Below are 24,936 nucleotides of genomic sequence, written 5' to 3' on the forward strand. Positions count from 1 at the left end.
GATCACCCAGGGTGGGGGTGGGGTAGAGGGTGGGGGTGGGGTAGAGGGTGGGGGTGGGGTAGAGGGTGGGAGGTTAGAGAGGGGTAGAGGGTGGGGGTTAGAAGGGGGTAGAGGGTGGGGGTTAGAAGGGGGTAGAGGGTGGGGGGTTAGAGAGGGGTAGAGGGTGGGGATTAGACGGTGGAGATGGGTGGCCTAGGGCGCGGACACGTGTTTGGTGGCGCGTCCTGGGGGTAGCACCACCCCGAAGTCTGGTGTCAGCACCGCTGTTCCGCGCACTGTACGTCCGTAGCGTACAAACGTATGAATACGATCAACCAGGACGCCGTGAGCAGAGGAAACGCTGCGGCGATGGCGAACGGTGCGGGCACCACGAACACGTCGTCGGCCGAGGGCTCACCACGCACCAGATATGTGAGCGACTACGCCGAGGTGTCTCGACGGGTGCGCGCTGCCGGGCTGCTGCGCCGCCGGCCACTCTTTTATGCCGTCCGGGCGGTCACACTGGTGTTGCTCCTCGCCGGCTGTGCGGTGGCCGTCGTCGTCATCGGGGAGTCGTGGTGGCAACTACTGGTGGCGGCGGTGCTCGGGCTGCTGCTGGCCCAGGTGGCCTTCTTCGCACACGACGCCGCGCACCGGCAGATCTTCACGTCTGGAAAGGCGAACGACCGGCTGGCGTTGGTCATCGGTGACCTGATCGCCGGCATGAGCCACGGATGGTGGATGTCGAAACACAGCAGGCACCATGCCAATCCGAACAAGGTGGACACCGACCCGGACATCGAACCGGGTGCCCTTGTCTTCACCACCGATGTCTCGGGCGCGCGACGCTGGCGGCGAGGATTCGGCGGCTGGTTCGTCGCCCGGCAGGGCACGCTGTTCTTTCCCCTGCTGCTTCTCGCGGGTCTCAACCTGCATATCAGCGGCATCCGCACGGTATTCGGCCGGCAGCCGGTCAAGTACCGGAAATTCGAGATCCCGATGCTGCTCCTGCGCTTGACCCTCTATCCACTGGCACTGTTCACTCTCCTGTCGCCTGGTTTGGCAGCCGCATTCCTGGGCGTGCAGCTGGCGGTGTTCGGCTTCGCCATGGGGGCCACATTCGCGCCGAATCACAAGGGCATGCCGTTGGTGCCGCGTGAGCTGAGTATCGGCTACGTCCACCGTCAGGTTCTGACCAGCCGCAACGTGCGGGGTGGATGGTTCATCGACGTCGCGATGGGCGGACTGAACTATCAGATCGAGCATCACCTTTTTCCGAGTATGCCGCGCCCGAACCTCCGGCATGCCCAGCCGATCGTGCGCCGGTTCTGTGCCGAGCGCGACATCCCGTACGCCGAAACGAGCCTGCTGGAGTCGTGGGGGATCGTCGTCCGGCATCTCAATCGGGTGGGGCTCGGCGACGCGGACCCCTTCGCGTGTCCACTTGCGGCTCAGCTTCGCTCCACCGCCTAGCTAAGCGGCGGGCGGGCGGTGACGCGCGGCTACGAGCCGGAGGATGTGTCAGCCGATTCGCGCGACGTCGTGTGGTAGTGCCGGGCCAGGCGCAGCAATCCGGCACCGAGCAGGTAGAAGATGATCGCCGTCGGGGCTAGTCCGGTGATGTGTTCGTCAGAGCGACCGGCGTTGGCGATCGTGAGTAGGCCGACCATCACGCCGACGATGCCCAATCCGGTCATCGCCTGCCAGGACCATCCCGGGAGCCGAAGCCGTGCCAACACGTCAGCGTTGCCCACGGTCCGGCCCTTGCGCTCGCCGGTGCCTTTGTTCTCGATCGAGGCGAACAGGCTGACGAATACCGCGAGGATCACCGCGCAGACCGCCAGCCACGGCAATCGCAGCAGCAGCCATTGGGCGGAGTCGACCTCCACCTGCGGAAAGATCCCGGTGGTATAGAGAGCCGCCGAGGCGATCACCGCTGAACCCATGTGCCAGAGGAACATAGTCAAAATGAACGCGTTCACGGCGACGACGGCCCGCCACGGTCCCGCACGCTGCAGGAACCGGTTGGCCGGTCCGCTGAGCGCGAGAACCACCGCGGTCTGGACGAGCCCGAGGAGGAGCAGGGCGAACGTCGGTGGGGACGTGTTCTGGGCTTCGGCTCCAGGTACCACCACCATGCTGATGGGATACGGACCGAACGCGGTGATGCCGACGAGCACGGCGATACCGGCTGCGGCCAGGCCACTGAACATCGCCGGCCGGATCGCGAAAGATCCGTCCTGCCAGGCGAGTCCGATCTGGTGGTACACGAGCCAGACGAGGAGGTAATTCGCGTCCCCGATCACGGGCACCTCGAGCCCGATTCGCGCGACGTCGAGCAGCAGGACGACCACAACCACGGCCGCGGGAAAGGCCAGCCCGAACCTGCGGTGCGCGGCATAAAGAAACGGAGCGAGGAACACGAGGCTCGAATACGCCGCCAGGAACCACAACGGTATCGAGGCGCCCCATACCGCCAGGGCTACGACCCCCGGATCGGCACCCAGCAGACGAGCGGTGAGTCCGGCTGCCGCCAGAATTACGAGGAACGTGGATGTCGGGCGCAGGAGGCGTGCGCTTCGGCTGAGCAGCCAGCCGGCGTTGTCTCCGCCGCGCTGGAAGTGCGACGTCAGCGACGCTCCGTTCGCATAGCCGCCGACCAGGAAGAACAGCGGCATCACCTGCGCGGCCCACGTGACCGGGCGTGCCCACTCCAGATATTCGAGTGCGCTGTGCCCGTCGATGCCGTCGTTGGTCCACACCACGATTGCCAGCCAGTGGCCGAGGACAACCACCGTGATAGCGAAAGCGCGCAGCATGTCCACGTGGCGGTTGCGATCCGCCGGGGTCTGGTCAGCCGCTTGCCGCACACCTCGCATGAGGCTCATCAGGCCGCTCATCCTCCCAGCCGGCGCCCTGTGCGCCCGCACAGTTACCTAGTTCCCAGATTAGTCGGAGTACATGCGCGGAGACGGCTGGCATGATCATTGTCCCCGTTTAGGCGCTCCAGCACCTAAACGGGGACAATGATCATGGAGTATCAGCCGACGGAACGGGCGCCGGCCAGCGTGCCGTCGTCGGTGATGAACGCGACGAGCACCTCGAGTTCGCCGTCGCCGTCGTGATCGATGGGCACATCAAGCGTGGCCTGGCCGCGCCTGACGTCGGCACCGGTCACCGACCCGACAACCGACTCGCCGTCCCACACGAAGACGTTTGCCTGGCCGCTCGTCCTGGTTCGCAACCCGACCGACACGGCGTCGTCGGCCACGGTGGCCGACCTGACCTGCATGGTCTTCGGATCCAGGCCGGGCGCACCACCGAGCGGCACGCCGTCCTCGGCGGACTGAGCGATGCTCTGCGGCGACTCGATGCTCTGCGCGACATCGGACGGCAAGATGGGCTCCACCGGATCCGGCTCCGACGCGGCCAGGCCCGGCAACGTCGCCAGACCCCAGCCGTACGGATTGGCCTGGACCCCGCCGAACGTCGACCACCCGATCCGCGTCTGGCCGGTGTTGTCCTGGGTGTCGGAGTCGTACACGAGCACGTTGAAGCCCATTCGCTCCGGGTCCACGGTGTCGGGCAGCACGTCGAACGGGATCTTCGCCTCGACCGTGTAACCCGTGTACTCGTCGAACTCGGCGTCTGCCAGCGCCGCTGCTCCAGTGCAGGCCGCGCAGCCGCAGGAACCGCAGCCTTCACGTCCGGTCAGTGCCTGCGGGCCGCGAACCACAGAGGCGACCTCCATACCGGGCGCGGTCTCCTCACCAGGGCCCTGATGGTTGTCGGCGTCGCGCTGGAAGCAGGGCGGGTTGCCGTTCTCCGGATCGTCGGTGATCGGGAAGATGCCGGTTTTGAAGGTCGTGGCGCTGTTCTCCGACGTTCCCCGGGGATCGATGGTGATCTCCACCGAGTCGGTCCTCCAGTGCCGCTTGCAGTCCTCGGGTGGCAAGACCGATCCGAGCACGTCGTCGGTGACGTCGACGAAGACGTACAACGCCTCGTCGGTGAAGCTCACCTTCGCGGTCGCGGAGATGTCCTCGGGCCCGACCTGCACGCCTTCCCAGTGCGTCGAGACATCGAGTTCTTCACCTGGGTACTCGTCGTCGTCGGCCACGCCGTTGACGTCCGGAGCGGTGTCGAGTTTCGGCACCGTCGTCGTCGGCACGAGCTCGAGGACCGCCTCTTGCACGTCCGTGACCGAGTCATACGACGTGACGACCTGGAATGGGTAGCCGCCGCCGGGTGCGTTGCTCGACGTCGGCAGTGACTCGTCGACGTTGGTGATCTCGAAGGCCACCGTCGTGGACTCGCCGCCGGGCAGGTCGGTGAACGGCTGCTCGGCGGGTTCTGCCTGGAAGCCGTCCGCGAGGTCGAGTGTCACGGTGCCGCTCACCGACTCTTCGCCGTCGTTGGTGACGTCGACGGTGACCTCTTCGGTCCGGCCGGTGCCGACCGAAGCCGTCTGGCGGATCAGCGTCTCCAGGTTCGGCAGGTTCTGGTCGTGCGTCCAGTCGTTGAAGTCCGCGATCTCTTCTCTCGGGGTGACCCGGGCGCTGACCTCGTTGACCGTCTCGACGGCGGTCTCGTTGGTCCCGCTGGCGCCGTCGCGCGTGGTGAGGGTGGCTGCGAGATTGAAACGCTCGCCGGCAGGCGCGTCGTCAGCCGGGGTGACGGTGACGGAGACGGTGGCTTCGCGGCCGGGTGTGATCACCCGCGGCAACGTGTCGAGCTGTTCGACGGTCCAGCCCTCGGGAACCGTGATGTCCAATTCGGGGCGGTTCAGTGGACGGTCGGCGGCCTGCACCCGTACGGTCGCCTCGAAGGCGACCCCTGGAAGCTGGGTGAACTGGTCCGCCTCGATGCCGAGCTCGGTCCCCAGCGGCAGCCCACCCTCGATGGGCAGCGCCGCGCCTTCCACAGCCGCGGTTCCTCCGGTCGTGGGCTCCGGGTACGGCGTGCGGCTGTCGATCAGGGTGAACCAGGTACAGGGGAGTTCGTCGGGGTTATCCGATGGCGGTGGCCACCGGTCCCAGCCTTGTGTCACGTACTCCCACTGGGCCCGGCGCTGCAGCAGTGCCCATGTCTCGCCGGCTGCCTCGGACATCCGGCCCTGCCAGGTGCCGAAGACGCGCTCCGACGGATCCGCTGGGTTGTAAGACGTGGTCTCGCACATTTCGCCGGTGCCCGGGGCCGAGCCGGTGGCGCCGTGGCGCAGGATTCGCCCGGCCGACCAGGGCTCGAGCCCTTCGTCACTCAACTGTTCGGGGAAGGCGTCGGGGTCGGCGGCGGCGTAGTACGCCTCCACGGCCAGCCGGGCCGCCTCCTGGTGTCCGCCGTGGTTGCCAGGTGTGGGGGACGGGTTCATCGTCACGATGACGTCCGGCCGGGTGGCGCGCACGACCCGGACGACGCGGCTGAGGGTCTCCTCAGGATCGTCACCGTCCCACGCCTCGCGATGCAGTGGAGCACTGAGGGTGTAGAAGGGGTCGATCTTGTCGAGGTTGTAAATGTGTTTGATGCCGGCGAACGCGACGGCGCGGCGTTCCTCAGCCTCACGGATCAGTCCGAGATCCGGACCCTCTTCCAATCCGACGGCGTTGCCGCCGCCTTCGCCACGGGTGATGGTGATCACCCCGGCACTGAGATCGTCGTACTCGTTCCATTGCCCGAAGGTGCCGAGGGCACCGGCTTCGTCATCCGGATGGGCGCCGACGAAGAGCACGTCGAGGTCGACCATCTTGCCGGTGCCGCCGGCTTTGCCCTGTGCCGTGGCCGCGGCGCTTGGCGAGGAGCCGGCCGAGGCGAGCGACAAGGAGGAGACGAGTAAAGCTGCCAAAGGCACGGTGGCCAGTCGAAGTGGTAATCGCATGGAGGGGATCCGTTCTCTCAGGGGATGTGAACCAGACCAGACCTGGATCCATGTTGATCACGAGCCTTTGCCGCCGGGACCGGCGAAGAACAGGCCGTGATCAACGCGGATGATCGGGGGTCCCCGGGCGGGATTTGAGTAGCCTGCCGTGGGCCGGGTCCCGGCCGTCATTTGACGGCGCCTTCGACCATGCCTCGGATGAAGTGACGCTGCAGGAAGAGGTAGACGACCACGACCGGCAGCGCGACCAGTGCCGCACCGGCCGCCAGCAGCGAGGTGCCGGCTGTGTACTGGCCCTGGAAGAAGGCCAGCCCGAGCGGAGCTGTTCTGAGCCCTTCACTGGTGGCCATGACCAGCGGGATGAGGAACTCGTTCCACGTCCACATGAAGATCAGGACCAGCATGGTGGTGATGGCCGGGCGTCCCATCGGCACCAGGACCTGCCACAACGTGCGCCAGTGACCGGCGCCGTCCAGCCGGGCGGCCTCGACCACCTCACGTGAGCTGGACCGGAAATACGCCCTCATCCAGAACGTGCCGAAGGCCACCGACTGTGCCACCTGTGGTGCCACGATGGCGAGCAGGGTGTTGGTGAGCCCGACGGAACGCAGGTCGAAATACAGGGCGACGACGAGCGCCTCGGCCGGAACCATGATGCCCAGCAAGATCACGTAGAAGAGGACTTCCGAACCCCGGAACCGCATGGTGCCGAAGGCGTAGCCGGCCATGATCGAGAACAGCGCGGAGAGCCCGACCACCAGGATCGCGACGATGGCGCTGGTGCGCATGTACGAGCTGAAGCGGCCCTGGGTCCACGCGTCGGCGAAGTTGCCGAAGTGCAGCCCGCCGCTGTCACCGATCTGATCCGGCGACAATGCCGTGGTCAGGATCAGCAGGACGGGATAGAGAGCGATCGAGGCGAACAGGATGAGGATCGCGTAGTTCGCCACTCGCTCGTTGCGCGAGATCATCAGCGTCCCCTTCCTTGCTGCCGCGGATCATCCGAGCCGGCCGGTTCCTCAGGTTCCGGACCAGCGTCATCGAGATCCGGATCTGGCCCCGGCTGATCGGACGATGCGACGGGCGGCCCGGACCGGTTGCGGCGCGCCAGGGCGCGGATGCCGCTGGCTCCGGCCGGCGCCGAGCCGTCGTTGCTGTCGCCGATCCGGTTGATGATGACGGTGGCGACGAAGACCAGCGCGGTGAGCACCAGCGCCAGCGCGGCGGCGGTGCCGACCTCGCCGATCAGGAATGCGTGCCGGTACACCTCGTACGACGGCACGGCCGTCTGGTTGCCAGGACCGCCGCTGGTCATGACGTACACCAGGTCGAACGTCTTCAGCGCGGCGATGACGGTCAGGGTGAGTGCGACGGCGAGCTCCCCACGGACCGAAGGCAGTGTGATGGCGAAGAACTCCCGCCGCGGGCTGGCGCCATCGAGGCGGGCCGCCTCGTACAGCTCGCGAGGAACCTTCGCCATACCCGCGAGGAAGAGCACGAAGCACAGACCGGTACCGACCCAGGTCCCGACCAGCCCGACGGACGGCAGCGCCCAGGTGTAGTCGCCGAGCCATGGACGGGCCACGGCGTCGAGTCCCACGGCCCGGAAGAGTGAATTGAGGGGACCTTCGGGTGCGTAGATCTGCCGCCAGGCGATGGCGACGACCACCATCGGCACCACCTGAGGCAGGAAGATCAGGACCCGGAACAGCCCGAGCCCGCGCATCCGCCCGGCCCGCATCATGGTGGCGGCCAGGAGCAGCCCCAGCGACACCGGAACCACGGCGTAGAACACGATCAGCACCAGGGCATGTATGAACGCCCCGCGAAGCGCCGGGTCGGTGAACACTGCGGCATAGTTCGCCAGACCAACCCACGTGCTGCTGCCGAGGCCGTCCCACTCGTAGAGCGAGAACGTGGCACTTCGAAACAGCGGAAGCCCGATGAACGTCACGAAGACGATGAGCGCCGGCAGGATGTAAAGGTAGGCCAGCCTCCTGGGTTCGCCTGGTGGTCCCTTCGGGCGGCGCCGCCGCGCCGCCTCGCGGGCAGCGGTCTCCGTGCCCACCATCGAGCTCATCGACCCTCCTCGTCGTTGTACAGCGCGTTAGCAGGGCGCACCAGTCCCGTGATCATGAGCGCAACAGTGCTCCACCTCCCCGTGATCGTGAGCGGTTCGGTGTCGCTATGGCGACTCGAATCCGCTCACGATCACCGGGGTTGAGGGCTGAAAGTTGCTCACGATCACCGGGATGGGCGACCGGTGATGGACGCTAGCCGCCGACCTGCTCCAGATACTCCGTCTCGAGGTGGTTCAGGAAGTCCTCCGGGTCGCGCTGTCCGCCGAGGAGATCCTGGATCGCGGCGGTGATGGTGTCGAAGAACGTCGGTGTGGCGTAGTCGAGGTAAGGCACCAGCAGGTCTTCCGCGCCCGCCTGTCCCCACGCTTCGAACACCTCGGCCTGCAGGCCGCTGGCTTCCTGCTGGTCCGCGTCCACGACCGGCAGGTTGCCGGCCTCCGCCACCGTGGTCATCGCGTCGGCGTTGGTGATGAAGTCGATGTAGGCCGCGGCGGCTTCCTTGTTGGCGCTGTTGGCCGGGATGGCGAACGGGATGCTGATCCCCCCGGTCACCAGGCGCTGCCCGCTGGCACCGGCTGGGGGGAGGACGAATCCGACGTCCTCGCCCATGGCGTCGTCGAGGTCGGCGAGCAGCCAGGTGCCCGCCACCAGGAAGATACCCTCACCCTGGGTGAACTGCTGCCACGAGTCGTCGTAGTCGAGTCCGGCGAACCCGTCGGTGAAGTAGCCATCGTCCACCCAGGACATGATCGTCTCGGTGGCCTCGATGCTCTCCGGCTCCAGCCAGGACGAACCTGGCCGGCCGAATCCCAGGTTGCGGATGGTCTCGGCGTCGAGGAACTGGTTCTGTACGAAGCCGTATTCGTGGATGCCGGCGAACGGGTTGAGGTTGCCGAATTGGATCGGGAGCTCGCCGGCGTCGTCGGCGGTCTCCAGCGCCGCGACGAACTCGTCATAGGTGGTGGGTGGATCGATGCCGAGTTCGTCGAGTTTGGGCTTGCTGTAGTAAAGCCCGACGATCTCGCCCATCTGCGGCAGTCCGTACAGGGCCCCGTCGCCGTACACCTCACCGTCGTCGCTGTACATCGCCAGCGACCGCACCGACTCCGGGAAGCGCTCGAACCAGCCGTACGTGTCGGCATAGGCGTCGAGCGGCTCGAGCAGTCCGGAGCCGACGTACTGGCCCATCTCGGTGCGGCTGTTGTTGGCCTGGACGACGTCGGGTGCGTCGTCGTCGGTCAGTGCCAGCCGGAGTGTGGTGCGGAGATCGTCGGTGGAACGGGAGACCCGGTCGACGGTGATGTTCGGGTACTCCTCCTCGAACGCCTGGTTCAGCTCATCGATCTGCTCGGACTGACCGCCGCGCACCTCCTGATCCCACACGACCAGGGTGACGTCGCCCAAGTCCTCCAGGTCGGTCTCCACCTCGGCGCTGGCGCCGTTGTCTTCGGCGTCGTCACCGTCGTCGTCGCTACCCGGCGCGCATGCCGCGACGAGTGCGACTGCCGTCGCGGCGGCGGCGAACCGGGCCAGTTTCCGTGTGGTTCTACTCATTCTCATGCCCTTTCGTTTGGAGTGCGCAAGCGATCAGCGTCCGGCGCGGAAACCGAGTGTGGCGATAGCTCGGGAAACCTCGGGGACGTCGTAGTCGGGGAGAATCTCGTCGAGAAACGCGTAGTCCTCAGTCAGCGCGGGGTCTTTTGAGCCGGTGTCGGCCCACCAGCTGGCGATATCGCCCCAGCCTGGCGCGGCGAGCGCGCCGCCGAAATGACGCACGGACAGCCCAGCGGCGAGATTGGCCAGGCGCAGCCGCTGTCCAACTGGCCAGCCGGCCACGGTGCTGGTGACGAGGCCGGCGAGGAAAACGTCGCCGGCGCCGGTGGGATCCATGGCCTCCACCGGCACCGCGGGTGCGTGGACGATGGTGTCCGTCTCACGATCATGTGCGATGACGCCGTCACTACCGCAGGTGACGACGGCCAGCGGTACCAGATCCGACAACGCCTTCACCGCCTCGATGGGAGAGTCGGTGCGGGTGTAACTCATCGCTTCGACGGCGTTGGGGGAGAACGCGTAGCAGCCACTGAGGCTTTCTCGTAGCCGGCCCATGTCCCAGCGAGCTTCCGGGTCCCAGCCGAGATCGGCGAAGATCAATCCGCCGTCGGCGGCGATCGTGTCGACCCAGGGCTGGCGCTCGACGCCCAGGTCGACGAAGGTGGCGCGGGCCCGGGGTGGCTGGCCGACCAGCCGTGCCTGGACGTCGGTGATGTGGCCGTGGGTGACCATGGTCCGGTCGCGGTCGTAGACCGTCGATACGGTGACGGGGGAGTGCCAGCCGGTGACATACCGGGAGTAGGTCAGGTCGACGCCTTCCTGGATGCTCAGTGTCTGCCGGCAGTAGTCGCCGTAGAGGTCCTCACCGAACGCCGCGGCCAGGCTTGTGTGCAGGCCGAGCCGGGAACAGGCAACCGCCATGTTCGCGACGCCTCCCGGGCCGGATCCCATGCCTGATGCCCAGACCTCGGTGCCGCGCTGCGGCGGAGCCTCGAGGCCGATGAAGATGATGTCGAAGAAGACGGTGCCGGTCAGGAAGATGTCTACGTCCGGATCGCCGTCGCGCCGAATGCCCTCCAGCGGGTCATGGAAAGACTTCGCCGGGCGTCCGGAGGAGCGCTGCGAGCCAGCGTGGCGCGGTGGTCGGGCGGAGCTTGGCACGGATACCTCGGTGTCGGGTGGTTGAGACGTTTGCTGATTCTCGGGCGCTGTGTCCCGCGGACCGGTTTTGCTGGTCCTGAATTTCTCCCGGGTGCGATGAGCTCGACCGGCCGCCTGGGCGTCCGTTTCCGAGCGCATCCACGTTGTCGTGTTGTAAGAACATAGTCTGAGTGCTTGAAGTTGACAAGATATGATCGCAAAAAGTGGCGTGTTCTACCTCATGTGTAGCCATATTTGATCAGAAGCGGAGTTCTGGGATGGACATCCGGGCACAGTTGATTGATATTGTTCACTCGTGCTCGCACAGCGACGGTATGAGTTGATTATGCAGATCCTGCGTGCCGAGGGGCCGGTCTCCGTCGGTGTGCTGGCTGATCGCCTTGGTGTCAGCGCGGCGACGATCCGCCGCGACCTGAACCGATTGGAACGGCTGGAGTTGCTGACCCGGGTGCGTGGCGGCGCAGCTGCGAGCACCACTCTCGAGGAGCCGTTCTCAGAAGTCGCCACCGTCGGCCAGGAGGCCCGCGACGCCATCGCGCAGAAGGCTGCGGAGCTGGTGCGCGACGGCGATGTTCTGCTTCTCGACATCGGCACCACGGTGCATCGCCTGGCGGCGCACCTGCATGGGCGCTCGATCACGGTCATGACGTCCAACCTCGCGGTCTACGAGGAGCTGGTTCCGGACCCGGAGATCGAGCTGATCTTGCTCGGTGGTGTGGTGCGCCGCAACTACCGCTCCCTAGTGGGATTCCTGACCGAAGACTGCGTGCGGCAGCTACGGGCCGGCCGGCTGTTCATCGGCACCAGCGGGATCCGCCCGGACGGCACTATCGTCGACACTACCGCGGTGGAAGTGCCGGTCCGGCGCGCCATGATCTCCTCGGCCGATCAAGTGATCTTGGTGGCGGACAAGTCGAAGTTTCCCGGCAGCGGCTACGCCACTGTTTGCGGACCTGAAGCGCTCGACGTCGTCATCACCAACGAGGGAGCCGATCCCGGCACCCTCACGACATTGAGTGAATCTGGAGTAGAGGTGATTGCCGTATGAGGCTGACCATCCTGGGCGGTGGCGGCTTCCGTGTCCCGCTCGTTCATTCCGCGCTGGCCGCGGAGGACTCCGGGGTCGAGACCGTGGTGCTGCACGACACCGACCCGGCCCGTGTCCACGCCGTGCGTGCGGTGCTGAACGAAGCCTCGACCGGGCGTGGGCCAGAGGTGATCGTCGAAGAAGACCTCGCCGCCGCGTTGAAAGGCACCGATTTCGTTTTCTCCGCCATCCGGGTCGGAGGGCTGCAAGGCCGCATCTGTGACGAGCGGTCAGCGCTGGCCGAAGGCATGCTGGGGCAGGAGACGACCGGGGCGGGCGGCATCTGCTATGGGCTGCGCACCGTTCCAGTCGCGCAGCGGATCGCGGAGGCCGTGCGTGAGCACGCGCCGTCGGCGTGGGTCATCAACTTCACCAACCCGGCGGGTATGGTCACCGAGGCCATGAGCCAGATCCTGGGCGACCGGGTGATAGGTATCTGCGACTCGCCGGTCGGGTTGTTCCGGCGCGTGGCCCGGGCTCTGAAAACGGACATGGCTGACGCGTGGTTCGACTACGCCGGGCTGAATCATCTCGGGTGGCTTCGGCGCGTGCTGGTGGACGGCCGGGACGTGCTGCCTGACCTACTGGCCGACGACGAGGCGCTGACCTCGTTCGAAGAGGGCAAGCTCTTCGGTGCTCCGTGGCTTCGGGCGCTCGGCGCGATCCCCAACGAGTACCTCTACTACTACTACTTCACGCCGGAGGCCATCGCGTCGATCAAGGACGCTCCCGCCACCCGCGGCGAGTTCCTTCTGCGCCAGCAGGACGCGTTCTATCAGGCTTCTGACGCACACGGTGCGGCTGATCGCTGGGACCAGGTCCGCCTCGAGCGCGAAGCCACGTACATGGCCGAAAGCCGGGAGGCCTCTGGCGCGGGAAGCCGGGACAGCGCCGACCTCGACGGCGGCGGCTACGACCGGGTGGCGCTGGCCCTGATGCGTGCCATCGCCGCTGATGAGCAGGTCACGCTTGTGCTCAACGTGCGCAACCGGTCCGCGCTGCCAGGGCTGGACGCCGCCGCCGTCGTCGAAGTGCCGTGCCTGGTGGGCCGCAACGGCGCGCATCCGCTGGCGGCTGGTGCCCTGGAGCCGTCGTCGTCGGCGCTCGTCGCGAGTGTCAAAGCCGCCGAGCGGATGACCATCGAGGCAGCGAGCACGGGGTCCCGGGCGGCGGCGGTCAAGGCGCTGGCCATCCACCCGCTGGTCGGGTCGGTGCACGCCGCCGAGCGCATCCTCCGCCGCGAGCTCGAGTCGCTGCCGGAGCTTCGCGCTGTGCTCACGGGTGATTGAGCGGCGGTGAACCGCGCGGGTACCGGCTGGCTCACGGCGATCAGCGGTAGACGAGGCCGGACAGCTGGTGGGCCAGCCGGGTGCGGAACCGTGGAATCCGGCCCAGCAGTCCGAGCATTGCGTTACGCACCGGGCGCAGAGCCCGGTTGGCGGTGGCGACCCTGGTCAGCCGGCTGGCCAGCGCGACTACTTGCTTGGCTACGGGCCGGCGGCTGGCGCCGTAGCTCTCGAGTAGTTCGGGGCTTTCTCCGCTCAGCACCCGCCCGAGTACCTGGCTCAGTGCCGCGGCGTCGGTGATGCCGGCATTCATGCCCTGGCCGCCTGCTGGGCTGTGCACGTGAGCGGCGTCGCCGGCGAGCATGATCCGGCCGGCGCGGTAGGTGTCGGCAACCCGGTGGTGCACTCGGAAGCGTGAGCTCCAGATCACGTCCTGCACCTCGGTGCGTTGTGCTCTTGATCCGCGGGTGTCGAGAAGGTCCTGTACCAATGCAGCGTCGGGTTCTTTCGGTGCGTTGTCGACGGTAGCGACGATGCGGTGCGACCCGCCGGGCAACGGTGCGACAACGACGGGGCCTTCAGGGGAGAAGTACATGATGACCTCGTCGTCCGGGATTGCGCCGCCAAGGTGGACGTCAGCCAGCACGAACGACTCGGGGTAGGTGTCCCCGCTGAAGCCGATCCCGGCCTCCTGCCGCACGGTGCTGTGCATGCCGTCGGCGCCGACGACGTAGGCCGCGCGGACCCGCTCGCCGTCGGAGAACGAGGCCGTCACTCCAGCGTCGTCCTGGGCGAGTGTGGTGAGGGTGAATGGCCGGTGCACGTGCCCGCCGAGCTCAGTGAACCGGTCGAGGAGGATGGTTTCGGTGGTGGCCTGAGAAATCATCAGCAGGTAGGGATAGGCGGTCGGCAGCTCGGAGAAGGGCACTGGGACCAGGACCCGGTCGTGGTCTCGAATGGTGAAGCGCGGCGCGTGGATGCCCTCCGTGGTGAGGCGCTCGACTACCCCGTAGGGCTCTAGTGCTTCCAATGTGTGGGAGTGCACGACGGCGGCACGCGACGTGTTGTCACCTGCCGCCTGGTGGTCGACGACCGTGACGTCGTGGCCGCTCTGCGCGAGACCGATCGCCAGGGTCAAACCGGTGGGGCCGGCGCCGACCACTAGGACGTCTGTGGTGGTGGGGAGTGTGGTGGTCATTGTGTACTCCAATGCCAACGAGTGTTTGCCAACAAGTGTTGGCATCAATCTAAACCCGACCTGAGCCGGAAGTCAACAATTGTTTGCCAACGACTGTTGGCTTATGGTGGGTGCATGCGGAGAACATCGGAAGAGACCAAGGCGAAGATCCTTGCGGCGGCACGGGAGCGGTTCGCCGCGGACGGCTATGAGCGCAGCACTATCCGCGCCATCGCGACTGACGCCTGTATCGACCCGTCGATGGTGATGCGCTATTTCGGCAGCAAGGAGAAGTTGTTCGCGGCCGCGGCGGATTTCGACCTCGAGTTGCCGTCGCTGTCCGGTCTGGAGCGAGATCGGGCCGGCTCGCTGATGGTGGAACATTTCCTCGATCGGTGGGATGCCGATGACGGGTTGATGGTGCTACTGCGCTCCGGCGTCACGAACGACGACGCCGCCGAGCGCATGCGAGACATCTTCGCCGGACAGATCATGCCGGTCGTGGCCGAGCTGTCGGACGACCAGTCGACCGTGGCCGTTCGGGGTGCGCTCGCGGCTACTCAGATCCTCGGGTTTGCCCTGGCCCGCTACATCTTGCGATTCCCGCCCATCGTCGACATGAGCCGGGACGAGGTTGTTGCCTGGCTAGGCCCTACGGTGCAGCGCTACCTCACCGGTGCGCCCTAGTGGTCAATGAAGCCCATGATCATTGACAGTTGACCACCGAATTCGGTGGTGAAGTGCCAATGATCATGGGGGAGTGGGATTTCCACAGGGCGCGGCCGACGTTGTCCACAATTCGTCGAACGGCACTGTTGCGGTCCGGCGTCCTCGGACATCGTCGTGGTCATGACTGGGCTCCCCACCGGCGGTGCAGTGTTCACGCCGTTCATTTCTCCTGCACGCGAACCGCACGACAGGCTCGACGCCGTCACGCTCGATGAACTCCTCTCCGTGCAACATGGCGTGATCAGCCGCCGGCAGGCGATCGCGGCCGGTCTGAGCATCCGTCAGATAGAGCGGCGGCTCGTCTCGGGGCGCTGGTGCCGCATTCACCGAGGCGTGTACGCGACCTTCACCGGGCCGTTGATCTACGAGGCATTGTTGTGGGCCGCCATCCTCCGCGCCGGCCGAGACGCCGTCGCGAGTCATCAGACGGCGGCCTTCCTGGACGGCGTGTGTGATGATCCCGGCGAGGTGATCCACGTGACCGTGCCGGCAGGCAGGCATGTCCGGGGCCGCATCGACCGAGTGCGAGTTCACTACGCGCACCGGCTGGCCCGCACCCGCCATCCGACCCGGCTGCCGCCGCGCACTCGCATCGAAGAGACGGTGCTGGATTTGATCGATGACACATGTCTGGCTCGCGAGGTCGAGACCTGGGTCAGCCGTGCGTGTCAGCGCCGGCGCACCACTGCGGAAAGGCTGGCGGAGGCGCTTGGAATGCGTCCCAAGATCCGCTGGCGACCGATGCTGGAGAGCATGCTCGTCGACGTTTCCGAAGGAGCTGAGTCGCCACTGGAGCTCCGGCACCTGCGCCGGGTCGAACGCGCCCACGGATTGCCGACGGGCCGCCGCCAGCGGCGAGTCGCCGGCGGGCGCACTGTCTGGATCGACGTCGACCATGACGAGTACATGCTCCGGATCGAGCTCGACGGCAGGCTTGGCCATGTCGAGGAGGGCCGGTTCCGGGATCGGCGTCGTGACAATCTGGCGACGGTGGATGGCCGGGCCACGCTGCGCTACGGGCACGCTGACGTCTTTGGTGACCCCTGTGGCGTGGCAGCGGAACAGGCTAGCGTGCTCGCCGCCCGGGGCTGGGACGGCACACCCCACCCGTGTGGGCCAGAGTGCACGACGTTCCCATGATCATTGACAGTTGACCACCGAATTTGGTGGTGAAGTGCCAATGATCACGGGAGGATGGCGGTCGGTGGTCCAGGCGAGGCAGTCCTCGATGGCCTTCGCCAGCAGGTCGTGCAAGATCTGGTTGGGGTCGGGCACGCAAGCCTGGGCGATGCCGACGACGGCGCAGCGAACAGCCGTGGGACCTGCGTGCCGCCGGAAGCCGCGAGACGTCGGGGGCATGTCGGTCGCGAATTTGCGAGCCCAGGTCGCGGCATCTGGTGCTTGAGCGAGCGCTTCACGGGTGAGTCCGCTGACGGTGTCGGCGCGCTTGCCGTCGAGCTCGGCGAGCACTCGCTCCGACGCGTACGCCGCGACTGCCAGCACGCGCTGCCGGTCGGCGCAGACGATTGGCAGGCCCGTTGCGGCCGCCCGGCGCACGATCAAGGCGTCGAGATGGAGATCGTCGTCGTTGAGGCCGACCACCGACGGGATCAGCCGGGCAAGGCGGGGGCGGTATTCGTCGGAGATGGTGTCGTTCACGACGCGGGCGAGCGACGCCAGGAGCGGATGTGTGCAGCGGGGATGGTCACTCCATCGCTCACCGGCTAGGTAGGACGCGAATTCCATGAAGCACGCGCCCTTTTGCGGGCGACGATGTTTGCCTCGAGACAGTGTCGGAAGCAAAGCTGGTGCTTCGGCTGTGGGCACAGACATCGACATACCCCCACTCCGTCAGTGGGCCTACATATCTACAGTCTGGCCCGACCGGACGGTCAATGCCAGCCCTTTTTCGCGGATCGGGACATCTTGGACACCAGGCGGCCGAATGCCGCGACGGTTCCCGCTCGGCGGTTCCGGCTCGGCGTCATCCGGCCCGCCGTCGGTCCGTGGCTCAGAGCTTCGTGGCCTTGTGTAACGTTTGAGGTCGTGATCTAGGGCTTGAACGTTACGTGAGGCCAGGAAGCCGGGCGGGTAACGAGGTCGGAGAGGGGACAGGGCGTTGTGGCGGAGGTCTGCGGCCAAAGGCCGAAGCAAGCAGGTGCAGCGACTCAGGGCCGCGGCTGATCAGGCCTACGCCGACGGCGACCTGTCCAGTGCCGTCGCCGGCTATCGGGAGGCTGCGGAGCTTCTCGGCGTCATGGTGGAGCGGGAGCCGCACGACGCTGATCACCGGACCGAGCTGTGTCAGGTTCAGCGCACACTAGGCGACGTCCTGCTCGACATGGAAGAGTTCGAGCAGGCTCTGGGCACCTTCGACGCGGCCGAATCGGCCGGTGCTGATGCCGGCATGGGACCTGCGTTTCTCGCCGAGCTTCGTATCCGGCGCGCGTGGGCCCACATCCAGCTGGATCACAAAGCCTCCGGCATGGTCGACAGCCAGCTGGGTGTAGCGGCCTACCTGCCGTTGCTCGAGGGGCCGAACGGACAGGCGTATGTGCTCGACGCTGCGCGCGGGCTGGCGCTGCATGCGGTCAACATGCTGGCGGTTGGTGATCCCGACGTAGCGAGCGCCGCTGTCGACGAGGCGCTCTTCATGTACATGGTCGGGGCCGACGAGATCAACGCGGATCCGGCCAAGATCGCCGTGCACGGGCGGATGTTCCGGCTCGCCGCGGAGTTGTCCGAGGCGATTCATCATGCGTATGGACGCACCGAGATGGCGGAGGCAGCGGGAGGCACGGCGGCGGCTGCGCGAGCCGTGGTCGTCACCGGCGCCTCGGCCGGGGAGGTGGCGCCCCTGCCGTTGCCGAGCGGGCAGGAGATCACCGCCAGGATGACCCTGGCCGAAGCTCTGGACGTCGCCGGGGCCGTGGAACTGCGGCAGCAGGTGACCCGCCCGGCTACCGACCGGGAAATCGTCACCGTCCTAGATCGGGTCGAGGAGGCACAATTGGTCCCCGCGATGGCGGTGCGGCTGGCGGAGCAGGTCAGACCGCTGGCCAGCGTCGACCAGATCGCAGCGACCCGCATCGCGCTGGAAGCTCATGCGCTGTTCGCCATGGCGTCGCAAAGCCGGGAGAATTCGATGCGATTCCGGCTGGACGAGTTCGGGGTCCACTGGGTGCGCATGTTGCTGCTGTGCTCGCGGATGGCGGCGGCAGCCGGTCTCCAAGCCTGCGCCCTCGATTTCGGCCGATGGGTCGCATCCTTGGTCAGCGAGCTGGTGCCGCACGCCTACGTCGACGACGCGGTCCGCGCCACGGTGCTGGATTGTCTCGACTGGCACGCCGAACTGCTCACCGCCAACGGCGACGACGCCCAAGCGGAGGATGCCAGAAACCTGGCCCGCCAGCTCGAGGAGGTCTGACGACCCGGTCACGCCCGGGATGGCTGGTCGTGGCCGAGGAGCTCGGCGAAATGGCACGCACTCGGGTGCAGGCCCAGCCGGGTCTGCAGCGCCGGTTCTTCCTCGGCGCACAGCTCCTGCGCTTTCCAGCATCGGGTGCGGAACCGGCACCCGGACGGAGGGTCAGCGGGTGACGGCACGTCGCCGGTGATGATGATCTCGCGTCGTTCCGGCGCCTCCCACGGCCGGGGCACCGGAACAGAAGAGAGCAACGCCTGGGTGTACGGATGGGTCGGCCGTTCGAAGGTCTCGTTCCGGTCGGCGATCTCGACGATCTTGCCCAGGTACATCACGGCGATACGGGTCGAGATGTGCCGGACGGCGGACAGATCGTGGGCGATGAACAGGTAGGTCAGCCCGAGATCGCGTTGCAGATCCTGCAGCAGGTTGAGGACCTGCGCCTGGATGGAGACGTCGAGCGCGGAGACCGCCTCGTCGCAGATGATCAGCTTCGGGTGCAGGGCTAGGGCCCGCGCGATGCCGATCCGCTGCCGTTGTCCACCGGAGAACTGATGTGGATACCGGCCGGCATGGTCCGGGTTCAAACCCACGCGCTCCAGCAGCTCCTTGACCCGCGCATTCCATCGAGGCTTCGGCACGACGCCGGGGTGCACCTCCCACGCCTCTGCGATGATCTGCGCCACGGTCCGGCGTGGATTCAGCGACGAGTACGGGTCTTGGAAGATCATCTGAACGTCGCGCCGGATCCGTCGCATACCGGCGGGCGAAAGCGAGGTGAGGTCCTGCCCGTCGAAGGTCACCGTGCCTGCCGCCGCGGTCTCCAGGCCGATGATCGTGCGGGCGATGGTCGACTTGCCCGAGCCGGACTCGCCGACCAGCCCGAGCGTCTCACCGGGGTAAAGGTCGAACGACACCCCGGCGACGGCCTGGATCTGGGCGACCGTCCGGCGCAGCAGGGGAGAGCGGATCGGGAAGGTGGTGCGCAGATCTCGCACGGAGAGCAAGGGCGTAGCGTGCCCGGAGCCGGCTGGCTCAGACCCGTTGGCGGACATCGTCGAGCACCTCCTCCCGGAAGTGGCACGCTGCTCGGTGCGAGCTGGGCCGGCTGTCCACCTGCAGCAAGGCCGGATCGTCGTCGAGGCAGACCGCTTGTGCGTACGGGCATCGAGGGCGGAAGGAGCAGCCCGGAGGCAGATCGAGCAGGTTGGGTGGTGAGCCGGTGATGGGCGTGAGCCGGTCGGCCGGGCTGTCGAGATCGGGGATGGACGCCATCAGGCCCTTGGTATAGGGGTGCGCCGAATACTCGTAGACCTCGCGGATGTCGCCGGTCTCCACGACGCGGCCGGCGTACATCAACAGCACCCGGTCGGCGACGTCGGCGACCACGCCGAGGTCGTGCGTGATCAGGATCAACGCCATGCCCTCCTCACGTTGCAGGCGGGTCAGCAGTTTCATGATCTGCGCCTGCACGGTCACATCGAGTGCGGTGGTGGGTTCGTCGGCGATCAGCAAGGCCGGATCGAGTGCCAGGGCGATGGCGATCATGATGCGCTGGCGCATCCCGCCGGAGAACTGGTGGGGGAAGTCGTCCACCCGCTTGCGAGCAGCGGGAATCCCGACCCGTTCCATCAGCTCCACAGCGGCGGCGCGCGCGTCGCTGCGGGAGTAGCCCCGGTGCCGCCGGAACATCTCGCCGATCTGGTAGCCGACCCGGAAGACCGGGTTCAGCGAACTGAGCGGGTCCTGGAAGACCATGGCGATCTCGGTACCGCGAAGCTTTCGCACCTCGGACGCGGGCCTGGTCAGCAGGTCGCCGCCGCGGTACCGGATCTCGCCGCCGGTGACCCGCCCGGCCGGCTTCGGGATGATCCCCATGATCGCCTGCGAGGTGACACTCTTGCCGCTGCCGGACTCGCCCAGAATGGCGAGAGTCTCGCCTGGGCGCACGTCGAAGGAGATCCCGTCGACGGCCCGGACGGTTCCGGCCCCCGTGCTGAACTCGACCCGAAGGTCCCGCACGCTGAGGATCGGAGCGTCAGCCGCCGGAAGGTGAGGCCGATCGCTGGCTGAGGACGGAGATCCGGCCCCGCCCGCGGACTCGCTCGTTCCTCGCTCGCCGATGCCCGACCGAACCCGGGCCGGATCTCCGTCCTCACCCAGCGAGCCCCCTCTCGCTCCAGTGGCCGGACCGCCGCCGCCCTCCGATCCACCGCTGGCTCCAGCCGACTGGTCCGGTCTCGATGTGGTCACCGGTGCCTCCCGCTTCACAGGTTCTTCAGCTTCGGGTCGAATCGGTCGCGCAGTGCGTCGCCGAGGATGCCGAAGCTGACGACGAGAATCGCCAGCGTGAGGCCAGGGATGGTGGAGATCCACCACGCGTCGGAGAGATAGTCGCGACCGTTGGCGATGGTGAGCCCCCAACTCGGCGTATTGGTCGGCGTCCCCAGACCGAGGAAGCTCAGCGACGCCTCGGCGAGGATGACACCGCCGATCTCGACGGTGGCGACTACCAGGATCGGGGCGGTGCAAGCGGGCAAGATGCAGCGGCGGATCAGGTGCCAGGTGCCGGCGCCGATGGTGCGGGTCGCGTCGACGAAATCGCGTCGCTTGGTGGCCAGCACTTGAGCACGTGCCACCCGGGCAAACGTGACCCAGTTGGAGATCGCCAGCACGATCACCACATTGACGACGCTCGGGCCGAGCAGCGCGGCGATGAAGATCGCCAGCAAGATGGACGGGAAGGTGAGTTGCACGTCGGCCAGGCGCATCAGGACCCCGTCCAGCCAGCCGCCGAAGTATCCGGCGATCACCCCGATGGTGACGCCGATCAGTCCGGCGAGCAGGAGTGTGGCCACACCCACCGCGATCGAGATGCGGGCTCCCTGCAGAATCTGCGCGAGCAGATCACGACCGACGTCGTCGGTGCCGAAGATCGCGAGAGAGCCGTCACTAAGCCTCGAACCGGGCGGCAACAGCCGGTCGGTGGTACTGGTGGCGACGGCATCGTACCGAACGAGCCACGGTCCGAAGATGGCCGCGGCCACGTAGATGCTGATGACCGTGGCGGAGAACCGGATCCGGCCGCCGCCGGCGCGTTTGGCCTTACGAGCCGCCGGCGGAGCCGGTTGGGCACTCGTGGATCTGGAAAGTTCGCTGACAACGTCTGTCATGGCGTCACCCGGCCAGCCTTACCCGTGGATCGAGATAGCCGTAGAGGATGTCTACGACCAAGTTGGTGAAGACGAAGATGGCGGCGATCAACAGGATTGCCGCTTGGACGACCCCGTAGTCACGGTGTGAGATCGCCTCGATGAGTACCCGGCCGACGCCCGGCCAGGCGAACACGGTCTCGACGATCACGGTGCCGCCGAGAAGCGCGCCGAACTGCAGGCCGATGACGGTGATCACCGGAATCAGTGCGTTCCGGACCGCGTGCGGGAAGATCACCACCCCCTCGCGCAAACCCTTGGCACGGGCGGTCTGCACGTATCCCTCATGGATGACCTCGAGCAGCCCGCTGCGGGTCAGCCGGACGAGGATGGCCAGGAACGGCAGCGCCAGCGTGACCGAGGGCAGCACGAGATGCTGCCAGCTGCCCTGCCCGTAGCTGGGCAGCACCTGCAGCATGCGGGCGAAGACCAGGATGAAGACGATGCCCACCCAGAAGTTCGGCAGTGACTGTGTGGCCAGTGAGAAGACCGAGATGATGCGGTCGGTGAGGGTATTGGCCTTCAGCGCGGCGATGATCCCGAGCGGGAACCCGATCAGCAGTGCGAGCCCCAGCGAGGTGAACGCGAGCTGCGCTGAGTTGGGCACGTGGGTGAGCACATGCTCCATCGCGTCGACGCCGAAGCGGAACGACGGGCCGAAGTCGAGCTGGACGACGTCGCGCATGTAGATGCCGTATTGGATGATCAGGGGCTCATTGAGGCCCATGCGTTCTTGCAGCGCGGCGATCTGGTCAGGGTGTGCGTCCGGCCCCAGCAGGATCAGGGCCGGGTCACCCGGGACCAGCCGGAGCACCAGGAAGATGATGGAGACCGCGCCCCAGAGTACGAAGATGGAGAAGAACAGCCGCCGTGCGAGGTAGGCCCCCATCAGGCGCCTCGCGCCGGTGCAGCCGCTGTCAACGGGTGGCCGCTCGCAACACCTGCGATGGCTTGCGCGCAAGCGCCATCCAACGCGGGCTCCGGCGCGGCCGGCGCTTCGTCCAGCAGATGGGCGCCGAGTTGGCTGGCGCCGGAGATGACCGCGGCGACGACCCGCCGGACATCGCCCGGGCGCGGTGGCCGTGCGGGGATGGTGACCGACAAGGCCGCGACGGCGAGCCCGTCGTGATCTAGTACCGGGGCGCTGACAGCGCGCAGGTCGGTGGCGAACTCGCGGTCTTCCACGGCGAAGCCCTGGTGCCGAGCCCGCGTCAGTCCGCGCAGCAGCCCGTAGCCATCGGTGATGGTGCGTGGCGTGAGCGGGCGGAACGGCGCCCGGGCCGCGTAGCGTTCCACCTCCACCCGCGGTCGGTGGGCCAGGTAGGCCTTGCCCAGCGCGGTCGCATACATCGGCACCGCCGTGCCGATGACTTCGGTGTTCGGGAAGCCGGTGGCGTCACCGACCACAGCCGCGTATGTCATCGCCCCGCTTCTCGGTCGGGCGTAGCTGGCGGTGAGGCCGGTGCTGCGGCATAGCGTCTCCAGGACTGACTGCACCAGCTCACCGGGGCCGGTCTCGCCGCGTGCCGCTCGCGCCAGATCGAAAGCGTCGAGGCCGACGACGTACCGGTTCGCCTCGTCACGCCGTACCAGGCCGTGCTCGACGAACGTGGCGAGCATGCGGTGCACCGTGCTCTTGTGCAGATCGACCGCGCCCGCGATGTCGTTCAAGGTCAACGGATGGCCTCGCCGGCTGAGTTCGGCCAGCACCATCAGCGCACGGCTCAGCGATTTCATGGGAATCACCTACGAGTCCAGCTGTCGGTCGGCCGGAGGGCCGAGGGAAACACCGGGATGGCTCATTTACATTAACGTTAACGGTAGCGTTCATCCATGACGCTAGAGTAACGTTCTCAATGCTGTCAAGGGGCACGCATGCAGCACACTTGCGTGACGAGGGGATCGTTTCCGATGTTGCAACGCGGGCCTTGACACTGTTTCAGAGTTAACGTTAATGTTCGGACACCGTTTCGGCATATGGCGATGACATTGTCAACGTCAGGCCAAGGAGGAGAAGATTGAATACGGGCACGAGCAATAACACCCGCGATGAATTGCGCGAAGCCATCATCGCGGCGGATCCACGTTTGTCGAGATTTCGGCCGCTTCCGCGGATTCTCAGCCACGACGAATTCAATTCCGGCACGCACGGATGGTGTGAGCTGATCGGCAACTATGACGGCAATGGCAATCTCGATACCGTGGACGACCACATGCGAGACTTCCGGCCGCCGCAGCTGAGTGCCTGCAACTTCTTTGACATCGGAACCCACGGCGCCATGAGCGGGACATACTCCCTCAAACTCGCCACGCGGCCGATCACGGGGCATACCGCCGTGGGCATCCGGCGGCTGACCATGAGCGGGCGCGGCCGCGTGCAGCTCGAGGCTTACCTGGCGTTCAAGACAGAGGCGACGCTGGGTAACGATCCGGCGCTGAACACCTTCGGCGGCGTGGCCTGGGATGGCAACTTGCATCCTTCCGAGGCGCAGTTCGGTGCGTTCACGATGGCCACGGACATCTGTGGAGATGGCGGGCTGCGGTATCACACGGTCGCGCGTTACCAGAACACCGACCTGGACAACCGGCTGGCTCGCCAATGGGTCTATCCGGCAGTGCCGGAACCTACGCCGCGCGAACACTTCCAGGGCAAGGTCAAGCTCCAGTACGGGGCCGACTTCACCGCTCCGAACCCCGAGGACTGGCACCCATTCGGCGAGCCTCAGGAACTGTGCTACAACGAGGTTCCCACGAAGGTGAACTGGCATTACGTGCGGTGGCAGCTGGATACCGAGAAGCGCCGTAACATCGAGCTTCAGGTGAATGACCGGATCATGGACATGAGTGAGGTTCCGGTGCCGCCTTACGAGGAGGGTTACGACTCCCTGGAGAATTTGCTCAATTTCTATTTCAGTGTCCGCACGCACGCACCGGTGCGCAATTTTCTCTACATTGACTCGGTGCTGATATCGGTGGATTGGTAGGGCGCGATGCGGCAATCTATGACGGCAGTTCTCGAGCGTAACACCACACTTGAAGGAGAATTCGCCACCGAACCCTATGAGGTCGCGTGGGCGGTGGAGGCACGCTGGTTCGTTCAGATACTCTCGGCCGAACCGGCACCGGATGCCGGCGGCGGCAACGGCTCGAACGGTTCCACCGCGGGGCCAGGCTTGCGGCTGGTCACCCAGGTGTCGCCGGACGGGATCACCTGGTGCGATGTCGACGATGCCGAGCGCGTCGCCGCTGGGGCGGGGCTGACGAGCTGGCCGGTGCGCGAGTTCGGCCACTGGCTACGCGTCCGGGGGTACGTTGAGGGTGCGGGCGCAAAAGTCAAGGTACGGATCTACTTGGCCGTCAAGGGGTAGAAC

General features: G+C 66.6%; 21 protein-coding genes. 8 read left to right on the forward strand and 13 right to left on the reverse strand.

Features of this window, described 5'->3' with window-relative positions:
* Positions 1–300 precede the first annotated feature (300 nt).
* The gene (locus F7O44_RS06275) at positions 301–1,452 is read left to right on the forward strand and encodes a fatty acid desaturase family protein (protein WP_222851122.1); all 1,152 of its coding nucleotides are present in this window, start codon (positions 301–303) and stop codon (positions 1,450–1,452) included.
* 29 nt (positions 1,453–1,481) lie between these two features.
* Here the strand turns inward: F7O44_RS06275 and F7O44_RS06280 are convergent, their stop codons facing one another.
* From F7O44_RS06280 to F7O44_RS06305, 6 genes are all read right to left on the reverse strand, one after another.
* A complete protein-coding gene (locus F7O44_RS06280; RefSeq protein WP_222851123.1) occupies positions 1,482–2,867 on the reverse strand; it encodes an acyltransferase family protein in 1,386 nt (461 codons plus the stop codon).
* Positions 2,868–3,019: 152 nt separating this feature from the next.
* Entirely contained in the window at positions 3,020–5,854 is a 2,835-nt protein-coding gene (locus tag F7O44_RS06285; RefSeq protein WP_162449398.1) for a sugar-binding protein, read from the reverse strand.
* A 167-nt stretch (positions 5,855–6,021) separates the two neighbouring features.
* The gene (locus F7O44_RS06290) at positions 6,022–6,828 is read right to left on the reverse strand and encodes a carbohydrate ABC transporter permease (RefSeq protein WP_425501375.1); all 807 of its coding nucleotides are present in this window, start codon (positions 6,826–6,828) and stop codon (positions 6,022–6,024) included.
* The gene (locus tag F7O44_RS06295; protein ID WP_162449400.1) at positions 6,825–7,934 is read right to left on the reverse strand and encodes a carbohydrate ABC transporter permease; all 1,110 of its coding nucleotides are present in this window, start codon (positions 7,932–7,934) and stop codon (positions 6,825–6,827) included. Before F7O44_RS06295 ends, F7O44_RS06290 begins: the two co-directional genes overlap by 4 nt.
* A gap of 193 nt (positions 7,935–8,127) precedes the next feature.
* A complete protein-coding gene (locus F7O44_RS06300) occupies positions 8,128–9,489 on the reverse strand; it encodes an extracellular solute-binding protein (RefSeq protein ID WP_162449401.1) in 1,362 nt (453 codons plus the stop codon).
* Positions 9,490–9,522: 33 nt separating this feature from the next.
* On the reverse strand, positions 9,523–10,650 hold the full coding sequence (locus tag F7O44_RS06305; RefSeq protein WP_222851124.1) for a carbohydrate kinase family protein: 1,128 nt from the start codon (positions 10,648–10,650) through the stop codon (positions 9,523–9,525).
* A gap of 295 nt (positions 10,651–10,945) precedes the next feature.
* Between F7O44_RS06305 and F7O44_RS06310 the strand changes: the two genes are divergently transcribed.
* Together F7O44_RS06310 and F7O44_RS06315 are read left to right on the forward strand one after the other, a co-directional pair.
* On the forward strand, positions 10,946–11,698 hold the full coding sequence (locus F7O44_RS06310) for a DeoR family transcriptional regulator (protein WP_162449403.1): 753 nt from the start codon (positions 10,946–10,948) through the stop codon (positions 11,696–11,698).
* The gene (locus F7O44_RS06315; RefSeq protein WP_174255888.1) at positions 11,695–13,026 is read left to right on the forward strand and encodes a 6-phospho-beta-glucosidase; all 1,332 of its coding nucleotides are present in this window, start codon (positions 11,695–11,697) and stop codon (positions 13,024–13,026) included. The genes F7O44_RS06310 and F7O44_RS06315 overlap by 4 nt, the downstream gene beginning before the upstream one ends.
* A 40-nt stretch (positions 13,027–13,066) precedes the next feature.
* Here F7O44_RS06315 and F7O44_RS06320 read toward each other — a convergent pair whose 3' ends face one another.
* A complete protein-coding gene (locus F7O44_RS06320) occupies positions 13,067–14,221 on the reverse strand; it encodes an FAD-dependent oxidoreductase (protein ID WP_162449404.1) in 1,155 nt (384 codons plus the stop codon).
* Between the two features lie 114 nt (positions 14,222–14,335).
* Between F7O44_RS06320 and F7O44_RS06325 the strand changes: the two genes are divergently transcribed.
* On the forward strand, positions 14,336–14,887 hold the full coding sequence (locus F7O44_RS06325) for a TetR/AcrR family transcriptional regulator (RefSeq protein ID WP_162449405.1): 552 nt from the start codon (positions 14,336–14,338) through the stop codon (positions 14,885–14,887).
* A 162-nt stretch (positions 14,888–15,049) separates the two neighbouring features.
* On the forward strand, positions 15,050–16,069 hold the full coding sequence (locus F7O44_RS06330; protein ID WP_162449406.1) for a type IV toxin-antitoxin system AbiEi family antitoxin domain-containing protein: 1,020 nt from the start codon (positions 15,050–15,052) through the stop codon (positions 16,067–16,069).
* Here the strand turns inward: F7O44_RS06330 and F7O44_RS06335 are convergent, their stop codons facing one another.
* On the reverse strand, positions 16,070–16,675 hold the full coding sequence (locus F7O44_RS06335) for a hypothetical protein (protein WP_187361157.1): 606 nt from the start codon (positions 16,673–16,675) through the stop codon (positions 16,070–16,072).
* Between the two features lie 412 nt (positions 16,676–17,087).
* Here F7O44_RS06335 and F7O44_RS06340 point away from each other — a divergent pair, with 412 nt between their 5' ends.
* Positions 17,088–18,356, forward strand: coding sequence for a hypothetical protein (locus F7O44_RS06340; protein WP_162449407.1), 1,269 nt, complete (start codon positions 17,088–17,090; stop codon positions 18,354–18,356).
* Between the two features lie 8 nt (positions 18,357–18,364).
* Here the strand turns inward: F7O44_RS06340 and F7O44_RS06345 are convergent, their stop codons facing one another.
* From F7O44_RS06345 to F7O44_RS06365, 5 genes are all read right to left on the reverse strand, one after another.
* Positions 18,365–19,408: an ABC transporter ATP-binding protein gene (locus tag F7O44_RS06345; RefSeq protein ID WP_162449408.1), complete on the reverse strand. Its 1,044-nt coding sequence runs from the start codon at positions 19,406–19,408 to the stop codon at positions 18,365–18,367.
* Positions 19,389–20,384 carry an ABC transporter ATP-binding protein gene (locus F7O44_RS06350; RefSeq protein ID WP_343073849.1) on the reverse strand — a complete coding sequence of 332 codons (996 nt, stop codon included), beginning with the start codon at positions 20,382–20,384 and terminating at the stop codon, positions 19,389–19,391. Before F7O44_RS06350 ends, F7O44_RS06345 begins: the two co-directional genes overlap by 20 nt.
* Positions 20,385–20,620: 236 nt before the next feature.
* Positions 20,621–21,526, reverse strand: coding sequence for an ABC transporter permease (locus F7O44_RS06355; protein WP_162449409.1), 906 nt, complete (start codon positions 21,524–21,526; stop codon positions 20,621–20,623).
* A gap of 4 nt (positions 21,527–21,530) precedes the next feature.
* Complete coding sequence (locus tag F7O44_RS06360; protein ID WP_162449410.1) at positions 21,531–22,454, reverse strand: ABC transporter permease; 924 nt, start codon at positions 22,452–22,454, stop codon at positions 21,531–21,533.
* Positions 22,454–23,302, reverse strand: a complete 849-nt coding sequence (locus F7O44_RS06365; RefSeq protein WP_162449411.1) for an IclR family transcriptional regulator — start codon at positions 23,300–23,302, stop codon at positions 22,454–22,456. Before F7O44_RS06365 ends, F7O44_RS06360 begins: the two co-directional genes overlap by 1 nt.
* Positions 23,303–23,583: 281 nt before the next feature.
* On the opposite strand from F7O44_RS06365, the gene F7O44_RS06370 reads away from it, so the two are divergent.
* Both F7O44_RS06370 and F7O44_RS06375 read left to right on the forward strand, forming a co-directional pair.
* Entirely contained in the window at positions 23,584–24,549 is a 966-nt protein-coding gene (locus F7O44_RS06370) for a DUF6772 family protein (RefSeq protein ID WP_222851126.1), read from the forward strand.
* Between the two features lie 18 nt (positions 24,550–24,567).
* Entirely contained in the window at positions 24,568–24,933 is a 366-nt protein-coding gene (locus F7O44_RS06375; RefSeq protein ID WP_222851127.1) for a hypothetical protein, read from the forward strand.
* The last annotated feature ends 3 nt before the right edge of the window (positions 24,934–24,936 follow it).

It is taken from the genome of Phytoactinopolyspora mesophila (genome assembly GCF_010122465.1).
Lineage (GTDB): Bacteria > Actinomycetota > Actinomycetes > Jiangellales > Jiangellaceae > Phytoactinopolyspora > Phytoactinopolyspora mesophila.

What these genes read in the sequence shown, in the direction of transcription:
- F7O44_RS06300 (WP_162449401.1), bottom strand. Translation starts at nt 9,489, where the DNA reads ATGAGTAGAACCACACGGAAACTGGCCCGGTTCGCCGCCGCCGCGACG.
- F7O44_RS06330 (WP_162449406.1), top strand. Translation starts at nt 15,050, where the DNA reads ATGACTGGGCTCCCCACCGGCGGTGCAGTGTTCACGCCGTTCATTTCT.
- F7O44_RS06355 (WP_162449409.1), bottom strand. Translation starts at nt 21,526, where the DNA reads ATGACAGACGTTGTCAGCGAACTTTCCAGATCCACGAGTGCCCAACCG.
- F7O44_RS06335 (WP_187361157.1), bottom strand. Translation starts at nt 16,675, where the DNA reads ATGGAATTCGCGTCCTACCTAGCCGGTGAGCGATGGAGTGACCATCCC.
- F7O44_RS06345 (WP_162449408.1), bottom strand. Translation starts at nt 19,408, where the DNA reads ATGTCCGCCAACGGGTCTGAGCCAGCCGGCTCCGGGCACGCTACGCCC.
- F7O44_RS06325 (WP_162449405.1), top strand. Translation starts at nt 14,336, where the DNA reads ATGCGGAGAACATCGGAAGAGACCAAGGCGAAGATCCTTGCGGCGGCA.
- F7O44_RS06280 (WP_222851123.1), bottom strand. Translation starts at nt 2,867, where the DNA reads ATGAGCCTCATGCGAGGTGTGCGGCAAGCGGCTGACCAGACCCCGGCG.
- F7O44_RS06315 (WP_174255888.1), top strand. Translation starts at nt 11,695, where the DNA reads ATGAGGCTGACCATCCTGGGCGGTGGCGGCTTCCGTGTCCCGCTCGTT.
- F7O44_RS06275 (WP_222851122.1), top strand. Translation starts at nt 301, where the DNA reads ATGAATACGATCAACCAGGACGCCGTGAGCAGAGGAAACGCTGCGGCG.
- F7O44_RS06360 (WP_162449410.1), bottom strand. Translation starts at nt 22,454, where the DNA reads ATGGGGGCCTACCTCGCACGGCGGCTGTTCTTCTCCATCTTCGTACTC.
- F7O44_RS06285 (WP_162449398.1), bottom strand. Translation starts at nt 5,854, where the DNA reads ATGCGATTACCACTTCGACTGGCCACCGTGCCTTTGGCAGCTTTACTC.
- F7O44_RS06295 (WP_162449400.1), bottom strand. Translation starts at nt 7,934, where the DNA reads ATGAGCTCGATGGTGGGCACGGAGACCGCTGCCCGCGAGGCGGCGCGG.
- F7O44_RS06365 (WP_162449411.1), bottom strand. Translation starts at nt 23,302, where the DNA reads ATGAAATCGCTGAGCCGTGCGCTGATGGTGCTGGCCGAACTCAGCCGG.
- F7O44_RS06320 (WP_162449404.1), bottom strand. Translation starts at nt 14,221, where the DNA reads ATGACCACCACACTCCCCACCACCACAGACGTCCTAGTGGTCGGCGCC.
- F7O44_RS06375 (WP_222851127.1), top strand. Translation starts at nt 24,568, where the DNA reads ATGACGGCAGTTCTCGAGCGTAACACCACACTTGAAGGAGAATTCGCC.